General features: G+C 36.1%; 20 protein-coding genes and 1 other annotated feature. Of the genes, 17 read left to right on the forward strand and 3 right to left on the reverse strand.

Annotated features, from left to right (window positions below):
• The first annotated feature begins 72 nt into the window (after window positions 1–72).
• The 12 genes from VIO64_RS17400 to VIO64_RS17455 all read left to right on the forward strand — a co-directional run bounded on the left by VIO64_RS17400 (window position 73) and on the right by VIO64_RS17455 (window position 14,839).
• The gene (locus tag VIO64_RS17400) at window positions 73–1,668 is read left to right on the forward strand and encodes a spore germination protein (protein WP_331920567.1); all 1,596 of its coding nucleotides are present in this window, start codon (window positions 73–75) and stop codon (window positions 1,666–1,668) included.
• A gap of 5 nt (window positions 1,669–1,673) precedes the next feature.
• Window positions 1,674–2,843, forward strand: a complete 1,170-nt coding sequence (locus tag VIO64_RS17405; RefSeq protein WP_331920569.1) for a Ger(x)C family spore germination protein — start codon at window positions 1,674–1,676, stop codon at window positions 2,841–2,843.
• 13 nt (window positions 2,844–2,856) lie between these two features.
• Entirely contained in the window at window positions 2,857–3,078 is a 222-nt protein-coding gene (locus VIO64_RS17410) for a hypothetical protein (protein ID WP_331920571.1), read from the forward strand.
• Window positions 3,078–4,184, forward strand: coding sequence for an endospore germination permease (locus tag VIO64_RS17415; RefSeq protein WP_331920573.1), 1,107 nt, complete (start codon window positions 3,078–3,080; stop codon window positions 4,182–4,184). Before VIO64_RS17410 ends, VIO64_RS17415 begins: the two co-directional genes overlap by 1 nt.
• Before the next feature lie 167 nt (window positions 4,185–4,351).
• Window positions 4,352–5,878, forward strand: a complete 1,527-nt coding sequence (gene xylB, locus VIO64_RS17420) for a xylulokinase (protein ID WP_331920575.1) — start codon at window positions 4,352–4,354, stop codon at window positions 5,876–5,878.
• Between the two features lie 75 nt (window positions 5,879–5,953).
• Window positions 5,954–7,156 (forward strand): ROK family transcriptional regulator, encoded by a 1,203-nt coding sequence (locus VIO64_RS17425; protein WP_331920577.1) that lies wholly within the window; start codon window positions 5,954–5,956, stop codon window positions 7,154–7,156.
• A gap of 42 nt (window positions 7,157–7,198) precedes the next feature.
• Window positions 7,199–8,518, forward strand: coding sequence for a xylose isomerase (gene xylA / locus VIO64_RS17430; protein ID WP_331920579.1), 1,320 nt, complete (start codon window positions 7,199–7,201; stop codon window positions 8,516–8,518).
• 21 nt (window positions 8,519–8,539) lie between these two features.
• Window positions 8,540–9,598, forward strand: coding sequence for an aldose epimerase family protein (locus VIO64_RS17435; protein WP_331920581.1), 1,059 nt, complete (start codon window positions 8,540–8,542; stop codon window positions 9,596–9,598).
• A 255-nt stretch (window positions 9,599–9,853) separates the two neighbouring features.
• Window positions 9,854–9,909 (forward strand) — a sequence feature (sodium ion sensor (DUF1646 type); this cis-regulatory element may regulate processes involved in with the transportation of sodium ions).
• 147 nt (window positions 9,910–10,056) lie between these two features.
• Window positions 10,057–11,598 (forward strand): sodium/proton antiporter NhaB, encoded by a 1,542-nt coding sequence (gene nhaB / locus VIO64_RS17440; protein ID WP_331920583.1) that lies wholly within the window; start codon window positions 10,057–10,059, stop codon window positions 11,596–11,598.
• Window positions 11,599–11,709: 111 nt separating this feature from the next.
• A complete protein-coding gene (locus VIO64_RS17445; protein ID WP_331920585.1) occupies window positions 11,710–12,045 on the forward strand; it encodes a metalloregulator ArsR/SmtB family transcription factor in 336 nt (111 codons plus the stop codon).
• 32 nt (window positions 12,046–12,077) lie between these two features.
• Window positions 12,078–13,157, forward strand: coding sequence for an ACR3 family arsenite efflux transporter (arsB, locus tag VIO64_RS17450; protein ID WP_331920587.1), 1,080 nt, complete (start codon window positions 12,078–12,080; stop codon window positions 13,155–13,157).
• Between the two features lie 29 nt (window positions 13,158–13,186).
• A complete protein-coding gene (locus VIO64_RS17455; RefSeq protein ID WP_331920589.1) occupies window positions 13,187–14,839 on the forward strand; it encodes an FAD-dependent oxidoreductase in 1,653 nt (550 codons plus the stop codon).
• A gap of 356 nt (window positions 14,840–15,195) precedes the next feature.
• Here VIO64_RS17455 and VIO64_RS17460 read toward each other — a convergent pair whose 3' ends face one another.
• Window positions 15,196–15,531 carry a YlbF family regulator gene (locus VIO64_RS17460; protein WP_331920591.1) on the reverse strand — a complete coding sequence of 112 codons (336 nt, stop codon included), beginning with the start codon at window positions 15,529–15,531 and terminating at the stop codon, window positions 15,196–15,198.
• Between the two features lie 252 nt (window positions 15,532–15,783).
• Window positions 15,784–16,038, reverse strand: a complete 255-nt coding sequence (locus VIO64_RS17465) for a hypothetical protein (RefSeq protein ID WP_331920593.1) — start codon at window positions 16,036–16,038, stop codon at window positions 15,784–15,786.
• A 389-nt stretch (window positions 16,039–16,427) separates the two neighbouring features.
• Here VIO64_RS17465 and VIO64_RS17470 point away from each other — a divergent pair, with 389 nt between their 5' ends.
• From VIO64_RS17470 to VIO64_RS17480, 3 genes are all read left to right on the forward strand, one after another.
• Window positions 16,428–18,110 (forward strand): methyl-accepting chemotaxis protein, encoded by a 1,683-nt coding sequence (locus VIO64_RS17470; RefSeq protein ID WP_331920595.1) that lies wholly within the window; start codon window positions 16,428–16,430, stop codon window positions 18,108–18,110.
• 109 nt (window positions 18,111–18,219) lie between these two features.
• Entirely contained in the window at window positions 18,220–18,546 is a 327-nt protein-coding gene (locus VIO64_RS17475) for a hypothetical protein (protein WP_331920597.1), read from the forward strand.
• 191 nt (window positions 18,547–18,737) lie between these two features.
• Window positions 18,738–20,723 carry a methyl-accepting chemotaxis protein gene (locus VIO64_RS17480; RefSeq protein WP_331920599.1) on the forward strand — a complete coding sequence of 662 codons (1,986 nt, stop codon included), beginning with the start codon at window positions 18,738–18,740 and terminating at the stop codon, window positions 20,721–20,723.
• A 191-nt stretch (window positions 20,724–20,914) separates the two neighbouring features.
• Here VIO64_RS17480 and VIO64_RS17485 read toward each other — a convergent pair whose 3' ends face one another.
• Window positions 20,915–21,196, reverse strand: coding sequence for a hypothetical protein (locus tag VIO64_RS17485; RefSeq protein WP_331920601.1), 282 nt, complete (start codon window positions 21,194–21,196; stop codon window positions 20,915–20,917).
• Window positions 21,197–21,693: 497 nt separating this feature from the next.
• Between VIO64_RS17485 and VIO64_RS17490 the strand changes: the two genes are divergently transcribed.
• Together VIO64_RS17490 and VIO64_RS17495 are read left to right on the forward strand one after the other, a co-directional pair.
• Entirely contained in the window at window positions 21,694–22,476 is a 783-nt protein-coding gene (locus VIO64_RS17490; protein ID WP_331920603.1) for a hypothetical protein, read from the forward strand.
• A gap of 74 nt (window positions 22,477–22,550) precedes the next feature.
• Window positions 22,551–23,147 carry a dockerin type I domain-containing protein gene (locus tag VIO64_RS17495; RefSeq protein ID WP_331920605.1) on the forward strand — a complete coding sequence of 199 codons (597 nt, stop codon included), beginning with the start codon at window positions 22,551–22,553 and terminating at the stop codon, window positions 23,145–23,147.
• Window positions 23,148–23,319 lie beyond the last annotated feature (172 nt).

The raw sequence follows: 23,319 nt of genomic DNA on the forward strand, positions 1-23,319 counted from the left end.
ACTTCAATATAAGCATCGCTTTTTTACAGAAGTCAGCCTAAATTGATAATATAGTAAATTTATGGAGGAAAAATGTTCAGACGCTTGAAAAGAATTTTTACTTACACAAAGCTAAATGCTATTAATGATAATTCGAACAATGAAAAACAAAATAGCAATAAAGTTAGTAAAATACCCAAATCAATAAATAAAGTCAGAGCTATGCTTGAAGATCGTTTTTCAGAGAGCAGTGATTTCATACTCAGGGAACTCCTACTTGGGAAGGATAGCTCAACTCATATCCTTATTGCATATATAGACGGTATGGTAAATAATCAGTTGATTAATTCAGATATAATAAAACCCATAATGATTGAATGTAATTCAATTAATCCGGTCCATAGCTTAAAGGACAAATCAACGTTGAACCTATTAAAAGAAAAACTCATCAGCACCAGTTATATTAAGGAAGTAAACAGCTTTGACGAGAGCGTTGCCTCCTTACTTTCCGGAGATACCATGATTTTCATAGATAACTGTGATTCAGCTTTAAAAGCATCGCTTCGATTGTGGGATAAAAGAAGTGTCGGGGAGCCAACCACTAATGTTGTAATTCGGGGGCCGAGAGAAGGATTTACTGAAACTCTTCGTACTAATACTATTTTATTAAGGCGAAAGATTAAAAACTCAAATTTGAAATTTGAGACAATGACGGTCGGAGAGCAGACGAATACAGAAATCTGCATATGTTATATCAAGGGAATAGCAAGCGATGATACAATTAAAACAGTCAAAGAAAGGATTGGAAGTATTAAAACTGATGCCATACTGGAATCAGGATATATTGAAGAATTTATCCAAGACTCCAAATTAGGGTTATTCCCTACGGTCGGAAACAGTGAGAAACCTGATGTTGTGGCCGGAAAGTTATTAGAGGGCCGTGTAGCTATCTTATGTGATGGGACTCCTTTTGTCCTTACTGTCCCATACCTTTTTGTTGAGGCCATACAATCCAGTGAGGATTATTATACCAGATCTATTTATGCAACAATGAGTAGATTTGTTAGAATTATAGCACTTGTAATTACCGTCTTTTTACCGGCTTTTTATGTAGCACTGGTTACATTTCACCAGGATATTATACCCTATAAGCTTTTATTAACTATGACAGCTGCCCGGGAGGGAATTCCATTTTCCGCACTAACAGAAGCACTAGTAATGGTAATCACATTTGAGCTTCTCCGTGAAGCAGGAATTAGGATGCCGAGGGCAATCGGACAAGCAATAAGTATAGTAGGAGCATTGGTTATAGGAGATGCTGCTGTAAAAGCAGGGCTTGTTAGTACACCTATGATCATAGTAATAGCTGTAACTGCCATATCAAGCTTTATAGTATCTTCGTTATCAGGCACTTTTTTGTTCATGCGAATAGTGTTAATGTTGGCTGCCAACATTATAGGAATTCTTGGTATCTTACTGGTGTCCGTCGCATTTTTTATTCATATGTGTCAGTTAAAGTCTTTTGGAGTAAATTTTTTATCTCCTTTTACACCGTTAAGCATTTCCGATTTGAAGGACACTTTTGTCCGTGTTCCGCTATGGGCTATGTTTACAAGGCCAAAGGAATTAACCTGGGAACATGGGGGAAATGCAAAATTCAGAAACAGGCATAAAAAGGAAGGCAGGTAGAATTTATGAGACGCTTCAACAAATTGCTTTTTATACTAAGTATTATATTAATACTGCCAGGGTGTTGGGGTAATCGGGACTTGACAGATTTGTCCATCATGACAGGGATTGCATTTGATAAGGGTGAAAATGGGAAAATTCAAATTACTGTTCAGTTTGTAAAGCCTGAAGCTATAAAAACTTCCGGGCAAGGTAGAGAAAATGAAAAAAATGCTTTTATTAATGTTAGCATCACGGGAGAAACTGTTTTTGAGTGTGCCAGAAATTTAACAGCAAAGATAAACAAAAGAGCATATTTTGGACAAGTACAGTTGATGGTGATTTCAGAGGAATTTGCAAGAGATGGGATAAGTAAGATATTTGATTTGTTTGAAAGAGATACTGAAACAAGAAGGCGTGCGGATTTAATAATAGCAAAAGGAATAGAGGCCAAAACTGTTTTGGAAAGTGAAAGCCGCATGTCTAAGCTTCCGGCAACACACGAGATAGAGGCTTTGGAGGCCAGTCGATATTTTGGTAAAACTATAAAGGTAACTCTGGTTGATGTACTAAAAGTTCTTAATAAGGAAGAATATAGCTTTGTACTGCCAATAATATATAGTAGCACTAAGGCAGGGAAAGTATTTCAGGAAGACCTATTAACAGAAGGCTCCGCTGTTATCAAAAAGGATAAATTGGCAGGCTTTCTTGATCCTTTACAGACAAGAGGTTATATATTTGCAGATGATAAAATAGAAAGCACTATTATTAATATACCAAGTCCGCTGCATTCTAAAAATACTATTTCAATAGAGGTTACCCGTACTAATGGAAAAGTCATTTCAAAAATTGTGAATGGAAAGCCTGTTTTAAGCATTGAAGTTTCAGCAGAAGGCAATATTGGTGAGCAACAGGAAAAAGCAGACTTAACCAAACCTGATATGGTCAAAGCTTTGGAAGATGCAGTGCAAAGAGAAATGGAAGACGAAATCGGCAATGCTGTTAAAACTACACAAAAAGAATATAAAAGTGATATTTTTGGTTTTATAGATGAAATTTATAGAAACTATTACTCTGATTGGATGAAGTCAATCCATAATTGGAGCAATATTTACAGCCAAACACCAGTTAAAATAGAAGTGAAATTCAAAATAAGAAGGTCGGGTCTTATAAGACAGCCTGCCGAACCAAAATAAAGGATGGGTATGTATGGTCATATTAGGTATAATTGCAGCATTTATCACAATAACTCTAGTCGATATACCAAGTATTGTTAAGAAATCAAAGCATAGAGTAAAATATATCGGGCTTTATGCTTTTATTCTTGTAATTGGTTTTACTATAAGCCTCCTGCAAGTAATAGATAAAGCCCCTGCAAGTCCTGCAAAAGTCATAGAATCAATCATTAAAGGAATAATAGGTGAAACATAATGTATAAAAATACGAGGATATCAAATTATCAATTATTTACTCTTCTGTGCGGCTTTATGATAGGAAGTTCACTGATTATAAATCCTGCAGTAGAAGCAAAGCAAGAAACTTGGCTGGCATTTCTTATTGGCTGTATCATTGGTACAATTTTAATAGCAATGTATGCATTAATATCCAGGTTGAACCCCTCATGTACTCTAATAGAAATTTTGGAAAATAATTTTGGCAAGGTACTGGGCAAAGTGTTCGCAATATTATATATCTGGTATTTTATTCATCTGGCATCTTTGGTATTAAGGAATTTTGGCGAATATTCTGTTGTAACAGGTTATCCTGAAACACCCATTCTGTTTATAATTATAGGTTTTTCTCTCATTATTGCCTTTTCAGTAAGGGCAGGTATAGAAGTTATGGGTAGGATCAGCGAAATATTTCTTCTAATATTGACCGCAATTCTTGCTTTTGTGTTTTTTTCCCTGATCACTGCATATGATTTTGAAAACCTGAAACCCTTTATGACACGAGGTATAAAACCGGTATTAAAAACCGCATTCAGAACGGCAACTTTCCCATTCGGGGAGACAATTGCATTTCTAATGGTTTTTCCCCATGCCGTTAAACAAGAGAAAATTATGAAAACATCAATATTTTCTTCGCTGTTTGTGGGTTTGGTTCTTATTCAGGTTATATTGAGAAATATTTTAGTTTTAGGCAGCGATATGGCCTCAAGGGACATATTTCCGTCACATATAGTATTCAGACTTATTCCCAATCTGGATGTAGATCCGCTTCTTGATGTTAACCTTACAGTGGCAGGAATTATTAAAACAGGGATTTGTATCTATGCAGCATCTGCGGGTATAGTACAACTCTTAAACCTTGATGATTATAAGCCGTTTGTGCTTCCTCTTACTGCATTGGCTGTTTCATTATCTATTTGGGTATATGGAAGTATTATGGAGATGCTGCAGTGGGCTATAGATATTTGGCCATATTATTCTATTCCATTTCAAATTGCAATACCATGTATATTGCTTATTATATCGTTTGTCAGGCACAAGAGGACTAGGAAAGTAAAAAATGCTAAAGCTGCCAGCACAATATAAGCGTTTCTTTGTAAATTAGAAACAATATGATATATAAATTGTTATTAATACCATATTATAAAGTTTTGCAAAAACAGTGGATTTATTTTCTTGGCAATGGTATAATTAATTATAGTTATTAATATGATATTACAAAGTCAACAAAACAATATGGGGAGGGATTATGCTTGTCATTTTTATTGGGAATTGATATCGGGACATCGGGTACAAAGACGGTGTTATTTGATGAAGCAGGTAATACAATAGCAAGCAGTGTTGAAGAATATCCATTATACCAGCCTAATATCGGTTGGGCAGAGCAGGACCCTGAAGATTGGTGGAAGGCTACTTGCATGACTATCAGGCAGGTTATTCAAAAAGGCGGTATCGATGCGGCTGACATCAAGGGTGTAGGTCTTTCAGGCCAGATGCATGGTGCAGTTCTTCTGGACAAGAACTATAATGTATTAAGGAGATCAATCATATGGTGTGATCAGAGAAGTTCCGCTGAGTGCGATCAAATCACTTCGCTAATAGGCAAGGAAAGACTCATTGAAATAACTGCAAACCCGGCTCTAACAGGATTTACAGCATCAAAAATCCTCTGGGTCAGGAATAATGAGCCCCAGGTTTATGAAAAAGTAAGTAAAATACTTCTTCCCAAAGACTATATAAGATTTAAATTGACAGGTGAATTTGCAACAGAGGTTTCCGATGCCAGCGGTATGCAGCTTATGGACATACCAGGCCGCAAGTGGAGCGATGAAGTGCTCACAAAGCTTGAGATAGATAAAGGAATGTTAGGAAAGCTTTATGAGTCCCAAGAAGTTACAGGAACAGTAAATAAAGAAGCTTCATCCCTTACAGGACTAAAAGAAGGAACCATAGTAGTAGGCGGAGCCGGTGACCAGGCTGCCGGAGCTGTTGGAAATGGTATTGTAAAACCGGGAGTAGTTTCTTCAACTATAGGAACGTCCGGTGTCGTATTCGCATTCTCACAAAATGTAAGCATAGATCCAAAGGGCAGGGTTCATACATTCTGTCATGCAGTGCCCAACACATGGCATATAATGGGTGTTACTCAGGGTGCAGGGCTTTCTTTAAAGTGGTTCCGTGATAACTTTTGCATAGAAGAAAAGAGAACTGCAGAGCTAATGGGAATTGATCCATACATGCTCATGGACAAGGAAGCTGAAAAAGTTGCTGCAGGCTGCAGCGGTCTTATTTATCTGCCATACCTCATGGGTGAAAGAACGCCACACCTTGACCCTAATGCAAAAGGCGTATTCTTCGGTCTGTCAGCAAAGCATGAAAAACCGGATATGGTAAGAGCGGTAATGGAAGGCGTTGTATACAGCCTGAAGGACTGTCTTGAAATCATAAGGGAAATGGGAGTAAATGTTTCAGAGGTAAGAGCGTCAGGAGGCGGTGGAAAGAGCCCACTATGGAGACAGATGCAGTCGGATGTATTCGGCACAGAAATTACTACCATAAATTCAAGTGAAGGACCGGCACTTGGTGTTGCTCTTCTTGCAGGGGTTGGTGCAGGCATTTACAACAGCGTTACAGAAGCATGTGACAAAGTAATAAGTGTCAAGACAAGACAGCAAGCTGATATGGGACTTAACAGCAGGTACAATAAATTTTACGATATATACAAACGCCTGTATATCTCATTGAAAAAGGATTTTGCAGATCTTTCATCCATACTGTGATGCATGTGTTTGTACATTAAAAGTGCTAATAAATAGGTTTATCACTTTTAATTCAGATCCGAAAAGGAGTAGATAATGACAGGGAAGATAGTAGGCAATAACAGATTTCTCAAGGAGTTTAATCAGACAGCAATCCTGGACATGATAAGGGTTCACAAAGCAATTTCCAGGGCTGAATTGTCCAAACTCACTGGGTTGTCACCCACAGCAATAGGCAGCATCGTATCGGAGCTACTGGAAATGGGTTATATTTCCGAAAGCGGCATAGGAGAATCAAAGGGTGGCAGGAGGCCTGTTTTAATCGAACTTAAGCCAAAATCCTTTTACACCATTGGAATAGACATGGATGTAAATTACATAAATTTTGTTTTAATGGATATCACCAGTTGGATTATTGAAGAAAGAACACTGGGAATGCCAAAATCCCTAGTTTTCAAGAATGTGATGAAGGTTATTCGCGGTGAAATCAAAAAGATTTTGAAAGATTATGGCATAACCACAGAAAGGCTTTTGGGAATTGGTATGTCGGTGCCCGGCATGGTGGATAGCAGGGACTTAAAAATCATTTTTGCACCCAACATGGGGTGGGAAGACATAGATGTTAAGGACCAGTTCGAGGATTTCTCAGATATAAAAGTCTATGTTGAAAACGAAGCAATGGCATCTGCAATAAGCGAAAACTGGATTGGTACCTGTCAGGGAATAAGTAATTTCGTTTGTGTAAATATTAAATCCGGTATAGGTTCTGGTATATTTATTGACGGTAAACCCTACCGCGGCACAAGCGGAATAACCGGAGAGGTTGGCCACATGGTTGTTGATTCCAATGGTTCAAAGTGCAGATGTGGAAATTATGGATGCCTTGAAACAATTGCATCTACAACGCATATGGTTGACCAGGCAAAAAGATTGGTTAAATCAGGTATTGCTTCAAAGCTTAACGATATATCGGATGTTGAAGATTTAAGTCCCAAATCCATTATCGACTGTGCTAGAGAGGGAGATGAAGTATCCAGGAATATCCTTCTTGAATCGGCAAGATACCTTGGACTGGCAATTTCAAGCATTGTCAACATCCTAAGCCCTCAAAAAGTTGTTTTGGGCAAAGATTTTGTCCATTATTCGGATATCGTACTTGACCATATGAAAGAGATTGTAATGTGCAAGGCTTTAAAGCAAACATCTAAGGATGTTGAGATAACCGAATCCAAGCTGGGTGAAAGAGCTTCAGTGCTTGGTTCGGCTATAATACCACTTAAGGTTTTCTTTGGGAAATAAACACAAGTGTTTAATTCATAAAATATTTAAGGAGGAAAAAATATGGCAGAATTTTTTAGTAATGTATCAAAGATCCAATACGAAGGCAAAGGATCCGACAATCCATTGGCATTTAAGTACTATAACCCTGATGAAGTTATAGGCGGCAAAACAATGAAGGATCACTTAAGGTTTGCAGTTGCTTACTGGCATACTTTCCAGGGAACAGGATCAGATCCCTTTGGACCTGGAACAGCAGTAAGACCTTGGGATAATATATCTGACCCTATGGAGCTTGCAAAGGCTAAAGTTGCTGCTAACTTTGAGCTTTGTGAAAAATTAGGTGTACCATTCTACTGTTTCCATGACAGAGATATTGCTCCTGAAGCTTCAACTCTTAGAGAAACAAATAAGAGACTTGATGAAATTGTTGTCCTCATGAAGGAATACATGAAAACAAGCAGCGTAAAACTTCTATGGGGTACAACAAACGCTTTCAGTAACCCAAGGTTCGTTCACGGTGCTTCCACATCACCAAACGCTGATGTATTTGCATACGCAGCTGCTCAGGTTAAAAAAGCTATGGAAATAACTTTAGAGCTTGGCGGTCAGAACTATGTTTTCTGGGGCGGCAGGGAAGGTTATGAAACTTTACTTAACACCGACATGAAGCTTGAGCTTGACAATATGGGAAGATTCTTAAGAATGGCTGTTGACTATGCTAAGGAAATTGGCTTTAAGGGACAGTTCCTCATCGAGCCAAAGCCGAAGGAACCTACAAAGCATCAGTATGACTTCGATACAGCTACAGTTGTCGGTTTCTTGAGAGCTCACGGCCTCGAAAACGACTTCAAGATGAACATAGAAGCAAACCATGCTACACTCGCTGCTCATACCTTCCAGCATGAAGTCCATACTGCAAGAGTAAATGGTGTATTCGGAAGCATAGATGCAAACCAGGGTGACCTTCTCTTAGGATGGGATACAGACCAATTCCCTACAAATATTTACGATACAACTCTTTGTATGTATGAAGTGCTAAAAGCAGGCGGCTTTACAACCGGTGGTTTGAACTTCGACTCCAAGGTTAGAAGAGGTTCATTTGAGCCAATCGACTTGTTCTATGCACATATAGCTGGTATGGATGCATTTGCTAAGGGTCTCAAAATTGCACACAAAATGGTTTCGGATGGTAAGTTTGAAAAGGTTGTTGAAGACCGTTATGCAAGCTTCAAGAGCGGTATCGGAAGTGATATCGTAAACGGCAAAGTTGGCTTTAAGGAGCTTGAAAAATATGTGCTGGATCTTGGTGAAGTTAAGAATGTATCAGGCAGGCAGGAAGTACTCGAAAGCATGTTAAACAAGTACATCCTGGAAGATTAATTTATTTGAAGGACAGTTTTTATGAATATTATTAGAGAGAAATTTTGTGACGATCATGACCAACATGAAATATATATATATACGCTGACTAACAGCAATGGCATGAAAGTCAAAATTACCAACTTTGGGGGTATCGTAATTTCCATTTTTGTTCCAGACAAATATGGAAATTATGAGGATGTTGCTCTGGGTTATGAAAGGCTTCAGGATTATTATGAGAACAAACCATTTTTTGGTGCAATAATTGGAAGGCACGCAAACAGGATTGAAGATTCATGCTTTGAGATTTCGGGTGTAGAGTACCATGTTGAGAAAAATGAGGGTGATAATCATTTGCATGGCGGTACAAAAGGATTTCATAAGGTTATCTGGGATGCAAAAATAGTTGAGAAGAATGATATAGAGTGTTTACAGCTTACTTATCTAAGCAAGGATGGGGAAGAGAATTACCCTGGCAACCTTACGGTTACAGTAACTTATTCCCTTACCTATGACAATGCTCTTAAAATTGACTACCATGCTGTTTCAGACAGGGACACTGTGATAAATCTTACAAACCATGCATACTTTAATCTTTCAGGACATGGGGCAGGGGATATCACAAAACACCATCTGAAGATCTATGCCGATAAGTTTACACCAATAAATGAAGAGTGCCTGCCTACAGGAGAAATTAGAGAAGTAAAAGGCACTCCATTGAATTTTACAACAATGAAGCCAATTAGTTCAGGAATATCCAGTGATGACATCCAAATTAAGTACGGCGAAGGTTATGATCATAATTATATTTTAGATATTTCTGAAGAAAAGCTTAAGCTTGCAGCTGAAGTATATGATCCTGAGAGCGGAAGATTTATGGAGGTTCATACTACAAAGCCTGGGATACAGTTTTATTCAGGAAACAATCTTGTTGACGTAGGTGCAGGGAAGGGTAATATTCAATACAAAAAACGAGGTGGTCTATGCCTCGAAACACAATATTTCCCCAACTCATTAAAACACAAGCACTTTCCGTCACCTGTATTTAGTGCCGGTCAGGAGTACAAACACACAACAATATATAAATTCCTGACAATTTAAATTTTTTTATTTTTTATTTAATAGATTGTTCTAAGATTATTTGTTTGCATTATTTTGTTTAGATTATTTATTTAGATTATTTATTTAGATTATTTATTTTTGATTAGAGTAAGAATGGAATTGTAAGGCGTATAGACATATAGAAAATAGCAGGCTTTCACTTAGGAAAGTCTGCTATTTTAAATGTATGAAAATTGTATTGAAGTAAAAATGAAATTATGATATTATTATCCCAAAAAAGAGTATAAATATTTCGGTTGGGTAAACAATAAGTTTACTTTCAAGACATTTGGCTTCTGGGGTGGGAAGCTCGTTTAACGAGATTCTTACCCTTTTTATGTCGTGAGAAATTATGGTGTATACACCATAATTTCTCACGACAACGATCAGGGTTGCAAAATCTCTTCGTGATTTTGTTATATTGACTTATTATTTTATTAAGAAGGAGGCTTTCAAATTTGAATTCATTTGGTAAGGTCATTTTAAAAAATTTCTTGGGCAAGTCCCCTCAATGGTATAAGTATACCATAATAGCCTTTTTGCTAATTAACCCAATTATCTATTTTTTTATTAACCCGTTTTTATCAGGCTGGGTCCTGGTTGCAGAATTTATATTTACACTTGCACTTGCACTAAAATGTTATCCTTTGCCTGCCAGCGGCTTATTGGCCATTGAGGCTGTTATCATAGGTATGACATCTGCCGACACTGTCTATAAAGAAGTTTCACAAAACCTTCCCATAATCTTGCTGCTTATGTTCATGGTAGCAGGGATTCATTTTATGAAAGACGGCCTTTTAGTGATATTTTCTAAAATACTTGTTTCTGTAAAATCAAAGGTATTCTTATCACTTATCTTTTGTATATTAGGAGCGTTTTTATCGGCTTTTTTAGATGCGTTGACTGTTACAGCTGTCATCATTGCAGTAGCTTATAGCTTTTATAACATATTCCATAAATATTCTTCAAAGCTTGGAAGGGTCTCGTCCACTGGAGAACCTGACCATTTCGATGATGACCTGGTTGAATATGCAGGGGTTACAGATGACAGTTCAATACCGGAAGAGCATAAAAAGGATTTGGATCAGTTCAGAGGCTTTCTAAGGAATCTAATGATGCATGGTGCAGTAGGTACTGCCCTTGGCGGAGCCACCACGATAGTAGGTGAACCGCAAAACCTTCTTATAGGTACTATCATGAAATGGAGTTTTGCTGACTTCTTCTTATACTGTTCCCGTATATCTATCCCGGTACTTATAGTAGGACTCTTCGTTTGCTTATTCCTGGAATTGACAGGAATCATGGGCTATGGATACAAACTTCCCGACAAAGTAAGAGCAGTTCTTGAAAATGAAAATAAAGAAAAAGCAAAAAAAATGGATGCTCAAGCAATTGCTCGTTTAGCCATACAAGCTATTGTTGGAGTATTATTAATAATCGCTTTGGCTTTGCACCTTGCTGAAGTTGGATTAATAGGCCTCCTGGTTATCATTTTATTGACAGCCTTCAACGGCATAACCGAAGAGCATCAATTTGGTGCCGCATTTCATGAGGCTCTGCCTTTTACTTCACTTTTAGTTGTATTTTTCGCTATTGTAGCTGTAATTCATGATTTGCATCTATTCTCTCCGGTTATTGATCTTGTTCTGAGTATTGAAGGACGCAACCAGTTAATTTCACTCTTTCTTGCAAACGGAATCTTGTCTGCTATAAGTGATAATGTTTTTGTAGCCACGGTTTATATAAAAGAACTGCAGGCAGCTTTTGAAGCAGGTGCTTTTTCCTACGAATGGTATACAAAGCTTGCAGCCGTTGTAAACATGGGTACAAATATTCCATCAGTAGCAACTCCAAATGGTCAGGCTGCGTTTCTATTTTTACTTACATCATCTCTTGCTCCTGTGATAAGGCTTTCATTCATGTCTATGGTAAAGCTTGCATTGCCGTACACCATCGCTTTAACAGCTACAGGTCTACTGGCAACAATGTTTTTATTATAACCACACCATATTTAAATAAAAAAGGGTTACATTCTTATTCAAATATGTATATAATGTTAATATATTCGCTTATACGCATATAGGCATACAAGCCATAAAAGGGGTGAAATGATGGATAAACTTTTAGATGGTTTAAAAGCACTTTCAGATGAGACCAGATTAAGAATTATGAACCTTTTATATGAGAAGGAGCTTTGTGTCTGTGACATAATGGAAGCATTACAAATATCTCAGACAAAAGCATCAAGGCACTTAATTTACCTTAAAAATGCCGATCTTGTAAAAGATCGAAAACACGCCCAGTGGACATATTACTCCATGTTTAAAGATGGACAAATGAAATTTATCGACAGCCTGGTTTATGATAATTTAAGAAACATGGAATTATATAAAACTGATCTTGAGAATTTGGCAAAATGGTTAAGCCAAAAGAATAATTGTGAATAGATTTATCGTTTTTTAATGTAAGGAGCTTTAAAATGAATATTAATCAAAAAACAAGACTGTCATTCCTGGATAGATTTTTAACTCTATGGATTTTTCTTGCAATGGGATTAGGGGTAACAATCGGATTTCTGTTTCCAAGCCTTTCCAAAACTCTGGAAGGAATGAGTACAGGAACAACTTCCTGGCCAATTGCTGTAGGGCTAATAGTAATGATGTACCCGCCCCTTGCCAAGGTTAAATATAATGAGATGGGGAAGGTATCAAAGGACAAAAAGGTTTTCAATTTTTCTTTGATTCAAAACTGGATAATTGGACCTATATTGATGTTTATACTTGCTGTAATATTTCTTCCCGATATGAAGGAATATGCTGTTGGCCTAATTATTATAGGTCTTGCACGCTGTATTGCTATGGTAATTGTTTGGAATACCCTTGCAAAAGGCGATAATGAATACTGTGCTGCACTTGTAGCACTAAATTCCATATTCCAAATACTGCTTTACTCAGTATATATATGGTTTTTCGTTACAGTAGTTCCTGATTTTTTGGGTTTATCCTTTGGAGGGATTGAAGTTAGTGTAGGAATTCTAAAAGTAGCACAAAGCGTTCTTATATATCTGGGAATTCCTTTTGCAGCAGGCTTTATTACACACTTTTCACTGATTAGATTAAAAGGCAGGGAATGGTTTGAAAATGTATTTTTGCCCAAGGTATCTCCACTTGCTTTAATTGCTTTACTTTACACAATAGTTATTATGTTCATACTTAAGGGGCATAAAATTGTTGAGTTGCCTATGGATGTAATTAGAATCGCAATTCCGCTATTGCTATATTTTGCCATTATGTTCTTTGTGAGCTTTTATATGTCGGTACGAAGCGGATTCTCATATGAAAAGACAGTAACACTTGCCTTTACTGCTGCAAGCAACAATTTTGAGCTTGCTATAGCAGTTGCAGTTGCAGTCTTTTCTATTGGAAGCGGTCAGGCATTTGCAGCTGTTATCGGACCATTGGTTGAAGTTCCTGTTATGGTGGCTTTGGTTAATGCCGCACTTTTTATGAGAAGAAAATATTTTGACGAGAAAGGTTTACCAAAGATGAGATTAAAATAAGAGGTACTATACATACTGGAGGGGCAAATATGAAAATAGTTATAATTGGTGCTGTTGCAGCAGGCACATCTGCAGCTGCTAAAGCAAGAAGAAACAATGAAGATGCACAAATAAAAATATATGAGATGGACAGTGATATATCTTATTCGGCCTGCGGACTTCCATATTTTGTCGGCGGGAAAATTGAAACTCTTGAGGAGCTGGTTCCACGGAACCCGGCGTTTTTTAAGAGTAAATACAATGTTGACATACTAACAAGCCACCAGGTTTTGAATATAAATTCTAATGACAAGAAAATTGAAGTAAAAAATTTATTAACTTCTGAAGTCTTTACCGATTCTTATGACAAATTAATAATTTCAACAGGTGCCAAGCCAATAACGCCACAAATACAAGGTATAGACAAGAAGAATGTTTTTATGCTCAGAAATGTAAGAAGTGCAGATTTGATAAAAACTTATATAAATAAGCAAAATCCACAAAAAGCAATTGTAATTGGTTCCGGTTTTATCGGGCTTGAGTTGGTTGAAAATCTAAAAGCTCTTGGAATAGAGGTTGCTGTTGTTGAGATGGAAGATCATCTGATGAGGCCATTGGATTGTGATGTATCAATGTATTTAAAAGATATCTTATTGAAAAATGGTGTGGAAGTGTACCTCAATGAAATGGTTACTGAATTAGCGGGAGACGAATATACCAATAAAGCAGTTTTAAAAAGCGGAGCTGTATTGGATACCGATATGGTTGTTGTGGCTGCAGGGGTTGGTCCAAATGTTGAGCTTGCAAAAAAAGCGGGAATTGAAATTGGAACAACAGGTGCAATTAAGGTTAACAACAGAATGGAGACAAACATTAAAGATATATATGCATGTGGGGATTGTGCTGAAAGCTTTTCAATAGTTACCGGAAAACCATGTTATAGACCATTAGGATCCACGGCCAATAAAACGGGACGGATTGCTGGAGACCAGGCAACAGGTGAAAACTTGGAATTTAGGGGAATTTTAGGTACCAGTATTTTTAAAATATTTGATTATACCGTCGCACAGGCCGGACTTTCAGAACGAGAGGCTGTAAACGAAGGCTATGGAATATCAGTTTGCCACAATATTAAGCCCGATAAACCTGAATACTTTCATGGTGAAGAGATGTTAATTAAGGCAGTTGCAGATAAAGATAGCGGAAAGCTTTTGGGTGTTCAAATTATCGGAAAATCCGGTGTGGATAAACGGGTTGATGTATTTGCCACTGCCATTACTTTTGGTGCTAAAGTCCAGGATTTATTTCATTTGGATCTAGCTTATGCACCCCCCTTCTCAACTACCAAGGACCCTGTGATGTATACTGGAATGATTTTGACAAACGACCTGGAAAGAGGAAGAAAGCTTATTACATCAGATGAGCTGGATTATAGAATTGAGAATAATGAGAGTATTACTATTATTGATGCCAGGGCAGCCAAGCAGTATGAGCAGTCTCATGTTGAAGGGGCTGTTAATTTGCCCCATGAGATTTTAAGAGAAAACACAGATTCCATAGATAAGGATAATATGATTGTAACCTACTGTAATAAAGGTGTTACAGGAAATGCAGCACAAAATATACTAATTAACAAGGGATTTAATAAGGTTTACAACCTTTCCGGAGGACATAAAAACTATTTCAAAACAAAGGATATATAAGAACATCTAAAATAAAGTCAGGCAATCTATATGAAGAAAGGACACAGCAGCATCCCTTCTTCGTATGGCTTTTTCATTTAATAATTTTCTATATTATGGCAAAAATATTTTGCAATTATTATGATATCCGTACTCACGTATTGCTGTTGTTGCTTTCAGGCCGTTAAGTATTTGTTAGTAAATGGGGTGACACTGCGGCCGGTCAGCGAATAAACGAACTTTTTAACAGCATAGAAACCTTTTGCTAACTCTTGTGCTTTTGCAATTGTGTTACCAACAATAGCTTCTACATCCTGTCCGACACACTTATAGCCGTTTTCTGTTCCTTAACTACAAACACCACTAATTTCCGTGCTCTATTTTTTGAGTTCTTTTTCCAAATATCCACTAATTTCTTTATAGATATTATACATCATACGCTCAAATGCGTGTGCTGCCTTAAAATAACTGTCTACTTCAGGCAGATTTGATAAACTTTCAATTTTAGAGTTTAACTGCTTTAAATTAGACTCTGCTTCCTTTGCAGAGAGCCTCGAGGTTAATAGTTGTTCCTGCCTAGCATTTAGGTCCTCCAATTCTTTCTTTAAAACAGGATTTTTTGAAATGATGTCATTTGCCTGCTTAAGTTTAGAGAACTCAGAACTTGCTTTTATTGCTTCAACCAATCCCCATATATGATTATTTAATCCCATCGAATATACCACCATTTAGAATCATATTCTTCATCTTTTATAATATGTACTCGTAGATTCAGAAGTGTATATAAAGTCATCTTTTTCGTTAACATGAAACAATACTTCAATATATAGAGGAGGATAAGATTTCCTATAATAGTTTGGAGTAATCAGGTATTAAATGGATTTAGACTACTGGTGAGACCAACAGTAGCCTAAAGATTTTTGGTGCCTATTTTATAAATTGTAATACGCCAAAATGGACTAATACTAAAAACCAAATGGAAATTGGCCAAACTCTCCAAAGCCAAATGGTGAGAACCCAAATCTAAACGGGAAAGGACGAGGGAAAAAATGGTGATGGAAATGATGATGGAAGAAGTGTTGACCACCAAATCCAAAAGGCATCATTCCAAATTGACCAAAAGGCATCATCCCAAATTGCCTATAAGGCGTTACCTGGGGATCATCCATTTTTGTATAGGGATTATAGCTAGCGTTGGCCTGAATATAATTGTTTTCCATGAAAAAAACTCCTTAATTGTATACTGATACTGTATTATATGCTTGAACTAATAATACGGTTACACATAATAGTTATTATGTAAATTAATTAAAATCATCTTTTTACTATGGTTTTTATCTAGTGAGACTAGCTTTTACATTTTTCACCAAATGTTAATCTGATGCTTCAAGTGCTGGTGATAACTATATTTGTTAACTAAATACAAATCTCATTCACAATTTTCAAATCTTGGTATTGTGATATTTAGGTTTTTATCCGATAAATATTATTGTGAGGTAAAGCTATAAAGCCACATAAATGATATAAAATTACATTTAAATCAAACAACCTATTACTTAATTTAACAGTTAAAGAAGTAAAAATAAGATACTATTGAGGAGGATGCTCGATGAAATGGTTCCATGATTTAAAAATAAAGGTAAAATTAATTCTGTGTTTCATAGTTCTTGCAGTCTTTACGGGTATAGTAGGCTTTATTGGAATTACTAATATGGGTGCAATAAATAAGAGAGGAGATGAAATTTATACAAATAATTTTATCTCGGCTCAAAATCTCTCCAATATTCATAAATCGCTTCTTAATATCCGTTCAAACTATTTCCTAATGATATATGAAAGAGATGTATCAAAATTGCAAAGCAGGCTGGATGAAATGAATAAATTAACTGAGCAAAACAATAAATATATCTCTGATTATGAGAATTCAATGGCAGAGGAAGAAAAGGATTTATTTAATAAATTTAAATTAAGTCTTGATGAATATAGAAAAATTCGTGGAGAGCATATTACATATATACAGGCAGGTAAATATGATGAAGCAATTTCAAGAATCCAGGAGTTTGCCAAGGCGCGGGAAGATGTAGAAAGTAATATTCAGTCACTTGTTGATTACAATATAAAATCAGCAGAAGAAAAATCCATTCAAAATACTGAAAGCTATCAGCAGCAATCGGTAATAATGATTATAATAATTATAATAGGCATTCTTCTGGCAATTGGTATTGGATTTTATATAGCCAACCTCATAAGTAAGCCCGTTAATCAAATCGTATCTGGAGCTAGCAAGATCGCTGATGGAAATCTTAATGTAACAATTGATATAGATACAAAGGATGAAATCGGTGTGCTGGCAAATGTTTTTAGCAAAATGGTTGAAAACCTCAATGAAGTAATGGTTAATATCAATTCTGCAGCAGAGCAGGTTGCATCAGGATCAAAACAGATATCAGACTCCAGTACAGCCTTATCTCAAGGTGCTACAGAACAGGCTAGCTCTATAGAGGAACTTACAGCCTCAATTGAAGAAATTTCCTCACAGACAAGGCAGAATGCAGATTATGCAAGTCAGGCAAATACTATCGCCGAGACAGCAAAATTAACTGCTGTTAAGGGGAATGAACAAATGAGTATGATGTTAAGGGCAATGGATGATATTAATGAGTCCTCAAGTAAAATTTCTAGAATCATTAAGGTTATTGATGAGATAGCTTTCCAAACCAATATACTTGCCTTAAATGCAGCTGTTGAAGCAGCAAGGGCAGGTCAGCACGGAAAAGGATTTGCTGTTGTTGCAGAAGAAGTAAGAAATCTTGCTGCAAGATCGGCTAATGCTGCAAAGGAAACTACAGATATGATAGAAGGCTCAATTAAAAAGGTAGAGGATGGTACTAATATTGCCAGCGAAACTGCGAACGCCCTAAACAGCATGATTGATAGTGTTACAAAGGTTGCAAATCTGGTAAATGATATTGCCATCGCCTCCAATGAACAGGCCACAGGTATTGCACAAGTTAATCAGGGAATTATGCAGGTATCTCAGGTTGTACAAACCAATTCCGCTACATCTGAGGAGTGTGCTGCTTCCAGTGAAGAGCTTGCAAGCCAGGCAGAACTTCTTAAAGAGCAAGTGGGCAGATTTAAGTTAAAAAAGAATTCGGTACTTTATAAAGATATGAATGATTTGAATCCCAACGTTTTAAGAATGCTTGAGGGTGTAGCCAAAAAGAAAAGCATCAATCGAATAAAGCTGAATGAAATTGATACAAACGATAAAGAATTCGGCAAATATTAATATACCATTATTTCACATATTTTGTTATACATTAAATATATAAGGCTTCTTTCATACTCCATTTATTTTGGTTTATGCAAGGAGTCTTTTTTGAATCTCTAGGTCTATCATGACAATATGGATGTTAATATGCCTTTATTTTCATAAACATGATAAAACAGAAAAAAATTATGGAACTCAGGATAGCTATAAAGGGTTTAATTCATTAAAAAGAAACCAATACACCTTCTACATATATTCACCTTTCCCACATTACAGCATTGGCTTAAATCCGGGTTTTAGCCTGGTTGATGCAAGTGAGGATTCCTTTGATGTAGTATGCGACATACCATTTAGCGAAATACATATCAATAGCTGCAGCAGTACATTTACTGTTGCCTTGAGGGAAGGCGGTAAAGTTCTTGTCCTAATGATCTTAAAACTTGTCGTTAACTAACTAAAATTAATTGTCGATAATAAAAAAGACTATCAATTGTTTTGAACCTGAAGAAGCGTATGCTTACATTTTCCACCAACTAAACAATAAAAGGGAAAGGAGCAGAATATGTGTTGATGGTTGTTTAAGTAGTGATTGAAAACACAGCATCCCGTATGTAAAATAATCTATTAGATAAGGGTGATATTTCTATGCTGAAATGGTTTAACAACTTAAAAATTGGAAGAAAATTGTATACCGGCTTTTCAGTGGTAGTAGCAATTCTCATAGTATTATCTGGTATAGTATTTTTAAACTTTTCAAATTATGTTCAAGCTAATCAATGGAATATCCACACATACGAAGTATTGTCAGATATAAAAAATATTGTTGCCAGTATGGTAAATATGGAAACAGGACAACGTGGTTTTTCCATTACAGGAGATGAAAAATTTCTTGAACCGTATAATAAAGGAAAGGCTGACTTTGAAAAGAGTTTCAGCGATGCTAAGGAAAAAACAAGTGATAATCCTAAGCAGCAGGCAAACCTTGACAAAATAAAGCAAATGAAGGAGCAATGGCAGCAAATAGCAGAAAACAGCATCAGCTTGAGGCGTGAGGTGACGAATAAGGGTAAAGTCATGGATGATGTTATAAGGGAAGAGGCAGCTGCCAAAGGCAAATCATATATGGACAGCCTTCGGAGTATAACCGCAGAAAGTATCAATATGGAAAATGCCCTTTTAAAAGAAAGAAGCACTTCACAGAATAGCTTGGAAAACTCCACGAAAATGATTCTGGTAATAGGAACGCTGATTGCAATATTATTTGCAATATTTATCGCTTATTATGTAAGCAAAATTATTTCCAATGGAATTCAAAAAGTATCAAATGCTGCAAACAAGCTTGCAAATGGAGACATGAATATAGCTATAGAAACAACAACAAATGATGAAATTGGTGAGCTATCCAATTCTTTTATAACAATGAGCCAAGCAATAAGAAATTTAATCAAAGAGATCATGATGCTTTCAGAAAATGCTATTGAAGGCCGATTAAGTGTCAGAGGTGATGTAAGTGCTTTTAAGGGTGATTATCGGAATATTGTTGATGGAGTTAACAAGACTTTAGATGCTGTGGTGGAGCCAATAAAAGAATCAACAGCTGTTTTAAACGAGATTTCCAAAGCAAATCTCCAAGTCTCCGTAGAAGGGTCCTATAAGGGTGACCATGCCATAATTAAAGACGCGATTAATAATACAATTAATGCATTTAATGAGGTACTGGGTAATATTAATACTGCAGCTGAACAGGTAGCAGCAAGTGCAAGGCAGGTATCGTCATCAAGCCAGGCCTTGTCGCAAGGCTCAACTGAGCAGGCAAGTTCCATCGAAGAGATTACGTCTTCTATTGAGGAAGTTGCTGCTCAAACCAGGCAAAACGCTGTCAATGCAAATCAGGCCAGTGAATTTGGGTCTACAGCGAAGCAAAAAGCTATACATGGCAATGAGCAAATGGCAGAAATGCTTAAAGCGATGGCAGAAATCAATGATTCTTCAAACAGTATTTCTAGAATTATTAAAGTTATTGATGAAATTGCATTCCAGACCAATATTCTTGCCTTAAACGCCGCTGTTGAAGCAGCAAGAGCAGGTCAGCACGGTAAAGGCTTTGCAGTGGTGGCTGAGGAAGTAAGAAATCTGGCAGCACGCTCTGCTGATGCAGCAAAAGAAACTACTGCAATGATAGAAGGCTCCATTAAGAAAGTAGATGTAGGAACCAAAATTGCTAACGATACAGCCGCAGCACTAAATCAGATTGTGGAAGGCGTTGCAAAAGCTGCCGATCTGGTGGGAGAAATCGCTATAGCCTCCAATGAGCAGGCATCTGGAATAACTCAGATAAATCAGGGCATTATGCAGGTCTCCCAGGTAGTACAGACCAATTCTGCTACTTCTGAAGAAAGTGCGGCTGCCAGTGAGGAGCTCTCAAGCCAGGCACAGCTTCTTAAAGAGCAGGTATCCATGTTTAAGCTTAAAAAAAACAATCACTTCCACTATAAAGGAATTGACTCTATTAAGCCTGATGTTCTAAAAATGCTTGAGCAAATAAATTTGGATAAAGCCAATGATCCTCAAAGCGAAATTAAGACATTAAGGAATATAATATTAAGTGATAAGGACTTTGGTAAGTATTAAATTTTCCAATTGCAGTATCGATCACTCCATAATTTTACATATATTAAAAGCATGGGGCAAACATAGAATTTTATGCTTGCCCTTAAATTTTATTGCAAATATACAAAAGAGTAGTTATCGTGTACTTCGAAATAAATCCCATATACAAAAAAGTAGGGTGTGATTAACCCGCAGCCTACCTTTTTTACTGGCTATAGAGCAGTAAAACCACTAATATCTCCGATATAAGTATTACTAATTTTAGTTTTTAAAACTGACCATGTACTTAGTGTAGTATCTAAATTCTTTTTAGCTGATTTCCATTCTGCTCTTTCTGCATTAAGCTCCATTTCGCGTCCTAAATATCCTAACTTTGTAATATTGCCGGCTAACGACGGCCTAAAAATATCGTAGGCATCGGGAATATATTTTGATAACTGGTTGGCACCAGACCTTGTCTCATATACTCTTTTTCCTTTTACTTGCCTATCCAAATCATCTATCGCAACTCCCATATCACTTGAAAGTTTTTTAGAATTTGCTGTCATTTGCATAATAGGTTTTAATTCATTATAGTTTGTTTTTATTAAATTAATTCTGTCATTTACTTTTTTCCAGTCTTTTTTTGCAACATCAATAAATATACCATCAGCATTGGATCCGATTGTTCCTTACTGCTTTGGAATAGGAATAGTCTTCTCAATATTTTTTACTGCATTTTGAGGCTTAATACTATTACTTCCCTTGGGTGATGACATTATAACTCTGAGGTGATTGTGTAGGCCTTCCTTATTTTTATATTATCACTTCTATTTTTTCAAATTTAACATTAAAGTATGCTGCGATTTTATAGGGTCACCAGTAAAGAAGCGGTAAACATTTTAAATCTATACATACCGTGTTAAAATTTCTAGCATTATTTAATGAATCTCTCGCAAAAATATATAAATAGCTATGAAAAGTCGAATGGATGAATATAGGAGATGCTATTATGCCTATTAGAGTTTTAGCGGTACTTTTATTATTATTGACAATTCTTTTTGGTTGCTATAAAGATACAGGAAATAATAAGATTGAAAAAATTGAATTTCAATATAAAACACAGCATTTTACACTAGGCAGTATAAATCATGTAAATGAAATAATAAAAATTGAAAATACACAAGGAGTAAAGGAAGCTCTAAATAAAGTAATGAATGATGTAAATATGTTTAATAGCGAAATAGACAGTAACAATGAGCTAAATAATAAAAGGCTGTACATGCTGGTTAGCCGGCTAGTATATAGGCTAGGCTATGTAGATATGAATGTCCATTATTTTAGAAACAAACTTAATAGAGCTCCAAAAAGTCTAAAAGAGCTACTTCAATTAAACTCTACCTTGCCAAAAAGCAGACAATGGAGACTCGCCTCTTTAAGGAGTTCTATATATCATTGTCAAGGCAAAGAAGGTCTGTATAACCTAAAGTTTACAGCCTATGATGGATTTTGTGAAGCTGTTTATAATAAAAACGGAGTGCTGCTCACGGAAAAAAACGATCCAATAAATATGGGTACTTTCAACTATGCAGCAGGAATGCATAACCGTAATTCTCACGGAAAGTATGACATCAAGCCTTACCTAAAATGGGGTAATTCTAATAGTTCACCCCAGAAAGGTGCCAATAATATTAAAAATGGGGTAAATACTGCATTAAAAATATATAATAAGAATTCTCTTTCTATAGATAAATACAGAGACCAGATTATCAAAACATTTACAGACTTCAGATAAAGTAATACTTGCTTTACAACACAAAACAGTTATGGTAAAATAAGATTAACATTATACTAAGGGGGAATATTTTTATGAAATTAATTAAATTTTTCAAACCTTATATTTTTGTTTTATTTTTTACCTTTGTTTTTTCTTATATGCTGATTTCGTTTGAAACAGTATATGCAGATAACACTGAAACTAAAGTAAGTACATATCTTCCTACATCTGTTCCTCAACCCGCAGCACATATGGATTATGGAATAAATATAATAGTAAAACCTGATTTGATTTCTTCGAATCCAAATATTTTAAAGGGCTTTGTAGTTAGTTGTAATGGTAGCTCAACTACAAATGAAAGTGGAAGATGTGACTTTCGCGTTTATCCTGGAAGCAGCTATAACGTATCTATTTCTAAAGGAAATTACTTAAGAAGAACTATAGTTGCATATCCAGCTGCAGTACCAGGGTCGACTTATGTTGTAGATATCTGGCCAGGTGATGTAAATCAAGATAACATAATAAATATGGTTGATTTAATAGAAATTTCCAAATCCTTTGATTGTTTAAAAGGTGATTCAATGTATGATATAAATTATGATTTTAATATGGACGATGTGATAAATATGGCAGACGTTTTAATTGTTGCAAAGCATTTTAATTCAACTCCTGAAAGTTACATAAATTAAATTGTTTTTCACTTCATAATTAAAAAAAATCAGTATAGTTTCGAAAAGTAACTGGTAATTGGCTTGAAAACAAAAATTCAGGTTTGATTCATAAAAAACAAGGTAAAAAACCTTATTGAACTTTGAAAAAAGTATATTGTTACGACAGAGCAAATAAAAAAGGGCATGGCAA

It is taken from the genome of Pseudobacteroides sp. (genome assembly GCF_036567765.1).
Lineage (GTDB): Bacteria > Bacillota > Clostridia > Acetivibrionales > DSM-2933 > Pseudobacteroides.

Excerpts from the sequence above, each read along its gene's own strand:
- VIO64_RS17400 (WP_331920567.1), top strand. The coding sequence starts at position 73 with ATGTTCAGACGCTTGAAAAGAATTTTTACTTACACAAAGCTAAATGCT.
- VIO64_RS17405 (WP_331920569.1), top strand. The coding sequence starts at position 1,674 with ATGAGACGCTTCAACAAATTGCTTTTTATACTAAGTATTATATTAATA.
- VIO64_RS17410 (WP_331920571.1), top strand. The coding sequence starts at position 2,857 with ATGGTCATATTAGGTATAATTGCAGCATTTATCACAATAACTCTAGTC.
- VIO64_RS17415 (WP_331920573.1), top strand. The coding sequence starts at position 3,078 with ATGTATAAAAATACGAGGATATCAAATTATCAATTATTTACTCTTCTG.
- VIO64_RS17425 (WP_331920577.1), top strand. The coding sequence starts at position 5,954 with ATGACAGGGAAGATAGTAGGCAATAACAGATTTCTCAAGGAGTTTAAT.
- xylA (WP_331920579.1), top strand. The coding sequence starts at position 7,199 with ATGGCAGAATTTTTTAGTAATGTATCAAAGATCCAATACGAAGGCAAA.
- VIO64_RS17435 (WP_331920581.1), top strand. The coding sequence starts at position 8,540 with ATGAATATTATTAGAGAGAAATTTTGTGACGATCATGACCAACATGAA.
- VIO64_RS17445 (WP_331920585.1), top strand. The coding sequence starts at position 11,710 with ATGGATAAACTTTTAGATGGTTTAAAAGCACTTTCAGATGAGACCAGA.
- arsB (WP_331920587.1), top strand. The coding sequence starts at position 12,078 with ATGAATATTAATCAAAAAACAAGACTGTCATTCCTGGATAGATTTTTA.
- VIO64_RS17455 (WP_331920589.1), top strand. The coding sequence starts at position 13,187 with ATGAAAATAGTTATAATTGGTGCTGTTGCAGCAGGCACATCTGCAGCT.
- VIO64_RS17460 (WP_331920591.1), bottom strand. The coding sequence starts at position 15,531 with ATGGGATTAAATAATCATATATGGGGATTGGTTGAAGCAATAAAAGCA.
- VIO64_RS17465 (WP_331920593.1), bottom strand. The coding sequence starts at position 16,038 with ATGGAAAACAATTATATTCAGGCCAACGCTAGCTATAATCCCTATACA.
- VIO64_RS17470 (WP_331920595.1), top strand. The coding sequence starts at position 16,428 with ATGAAATGGTTCCATGATTTAAAAATAAAGGTAAAATTAATTCTGTGT.
- VIO64_RS17475 (WP_331920597.1), top strand. The coding sequence starts at position 18,220 with ATGACAATATGGATGTTAATATGCCTTTATTTTCATAAACATGATAAA.
- VIO64_RS17480 (WP_331920599.1), top strand. The coding sequence starts at position 18,738 with ATGCTGAAATGGTTTAACAACTTAAAAATTGGAAGAAAATTGTATACC.
- VIO64_RS17490 (WP_331920603.1), top strand. The coding sequence starts at position 21,694 with ATGCCTATTAGAGTTTTAGCGGTACTTTTATTATTATTGACAATTCTT.
- VIO64_RS17495 (WP_331920605.1), top strand. The coding sequence starts at position 22,551 with ATGAAATTAATTAAATTTTTCAAACCTTATATTTTTGTTTTATTTTTT.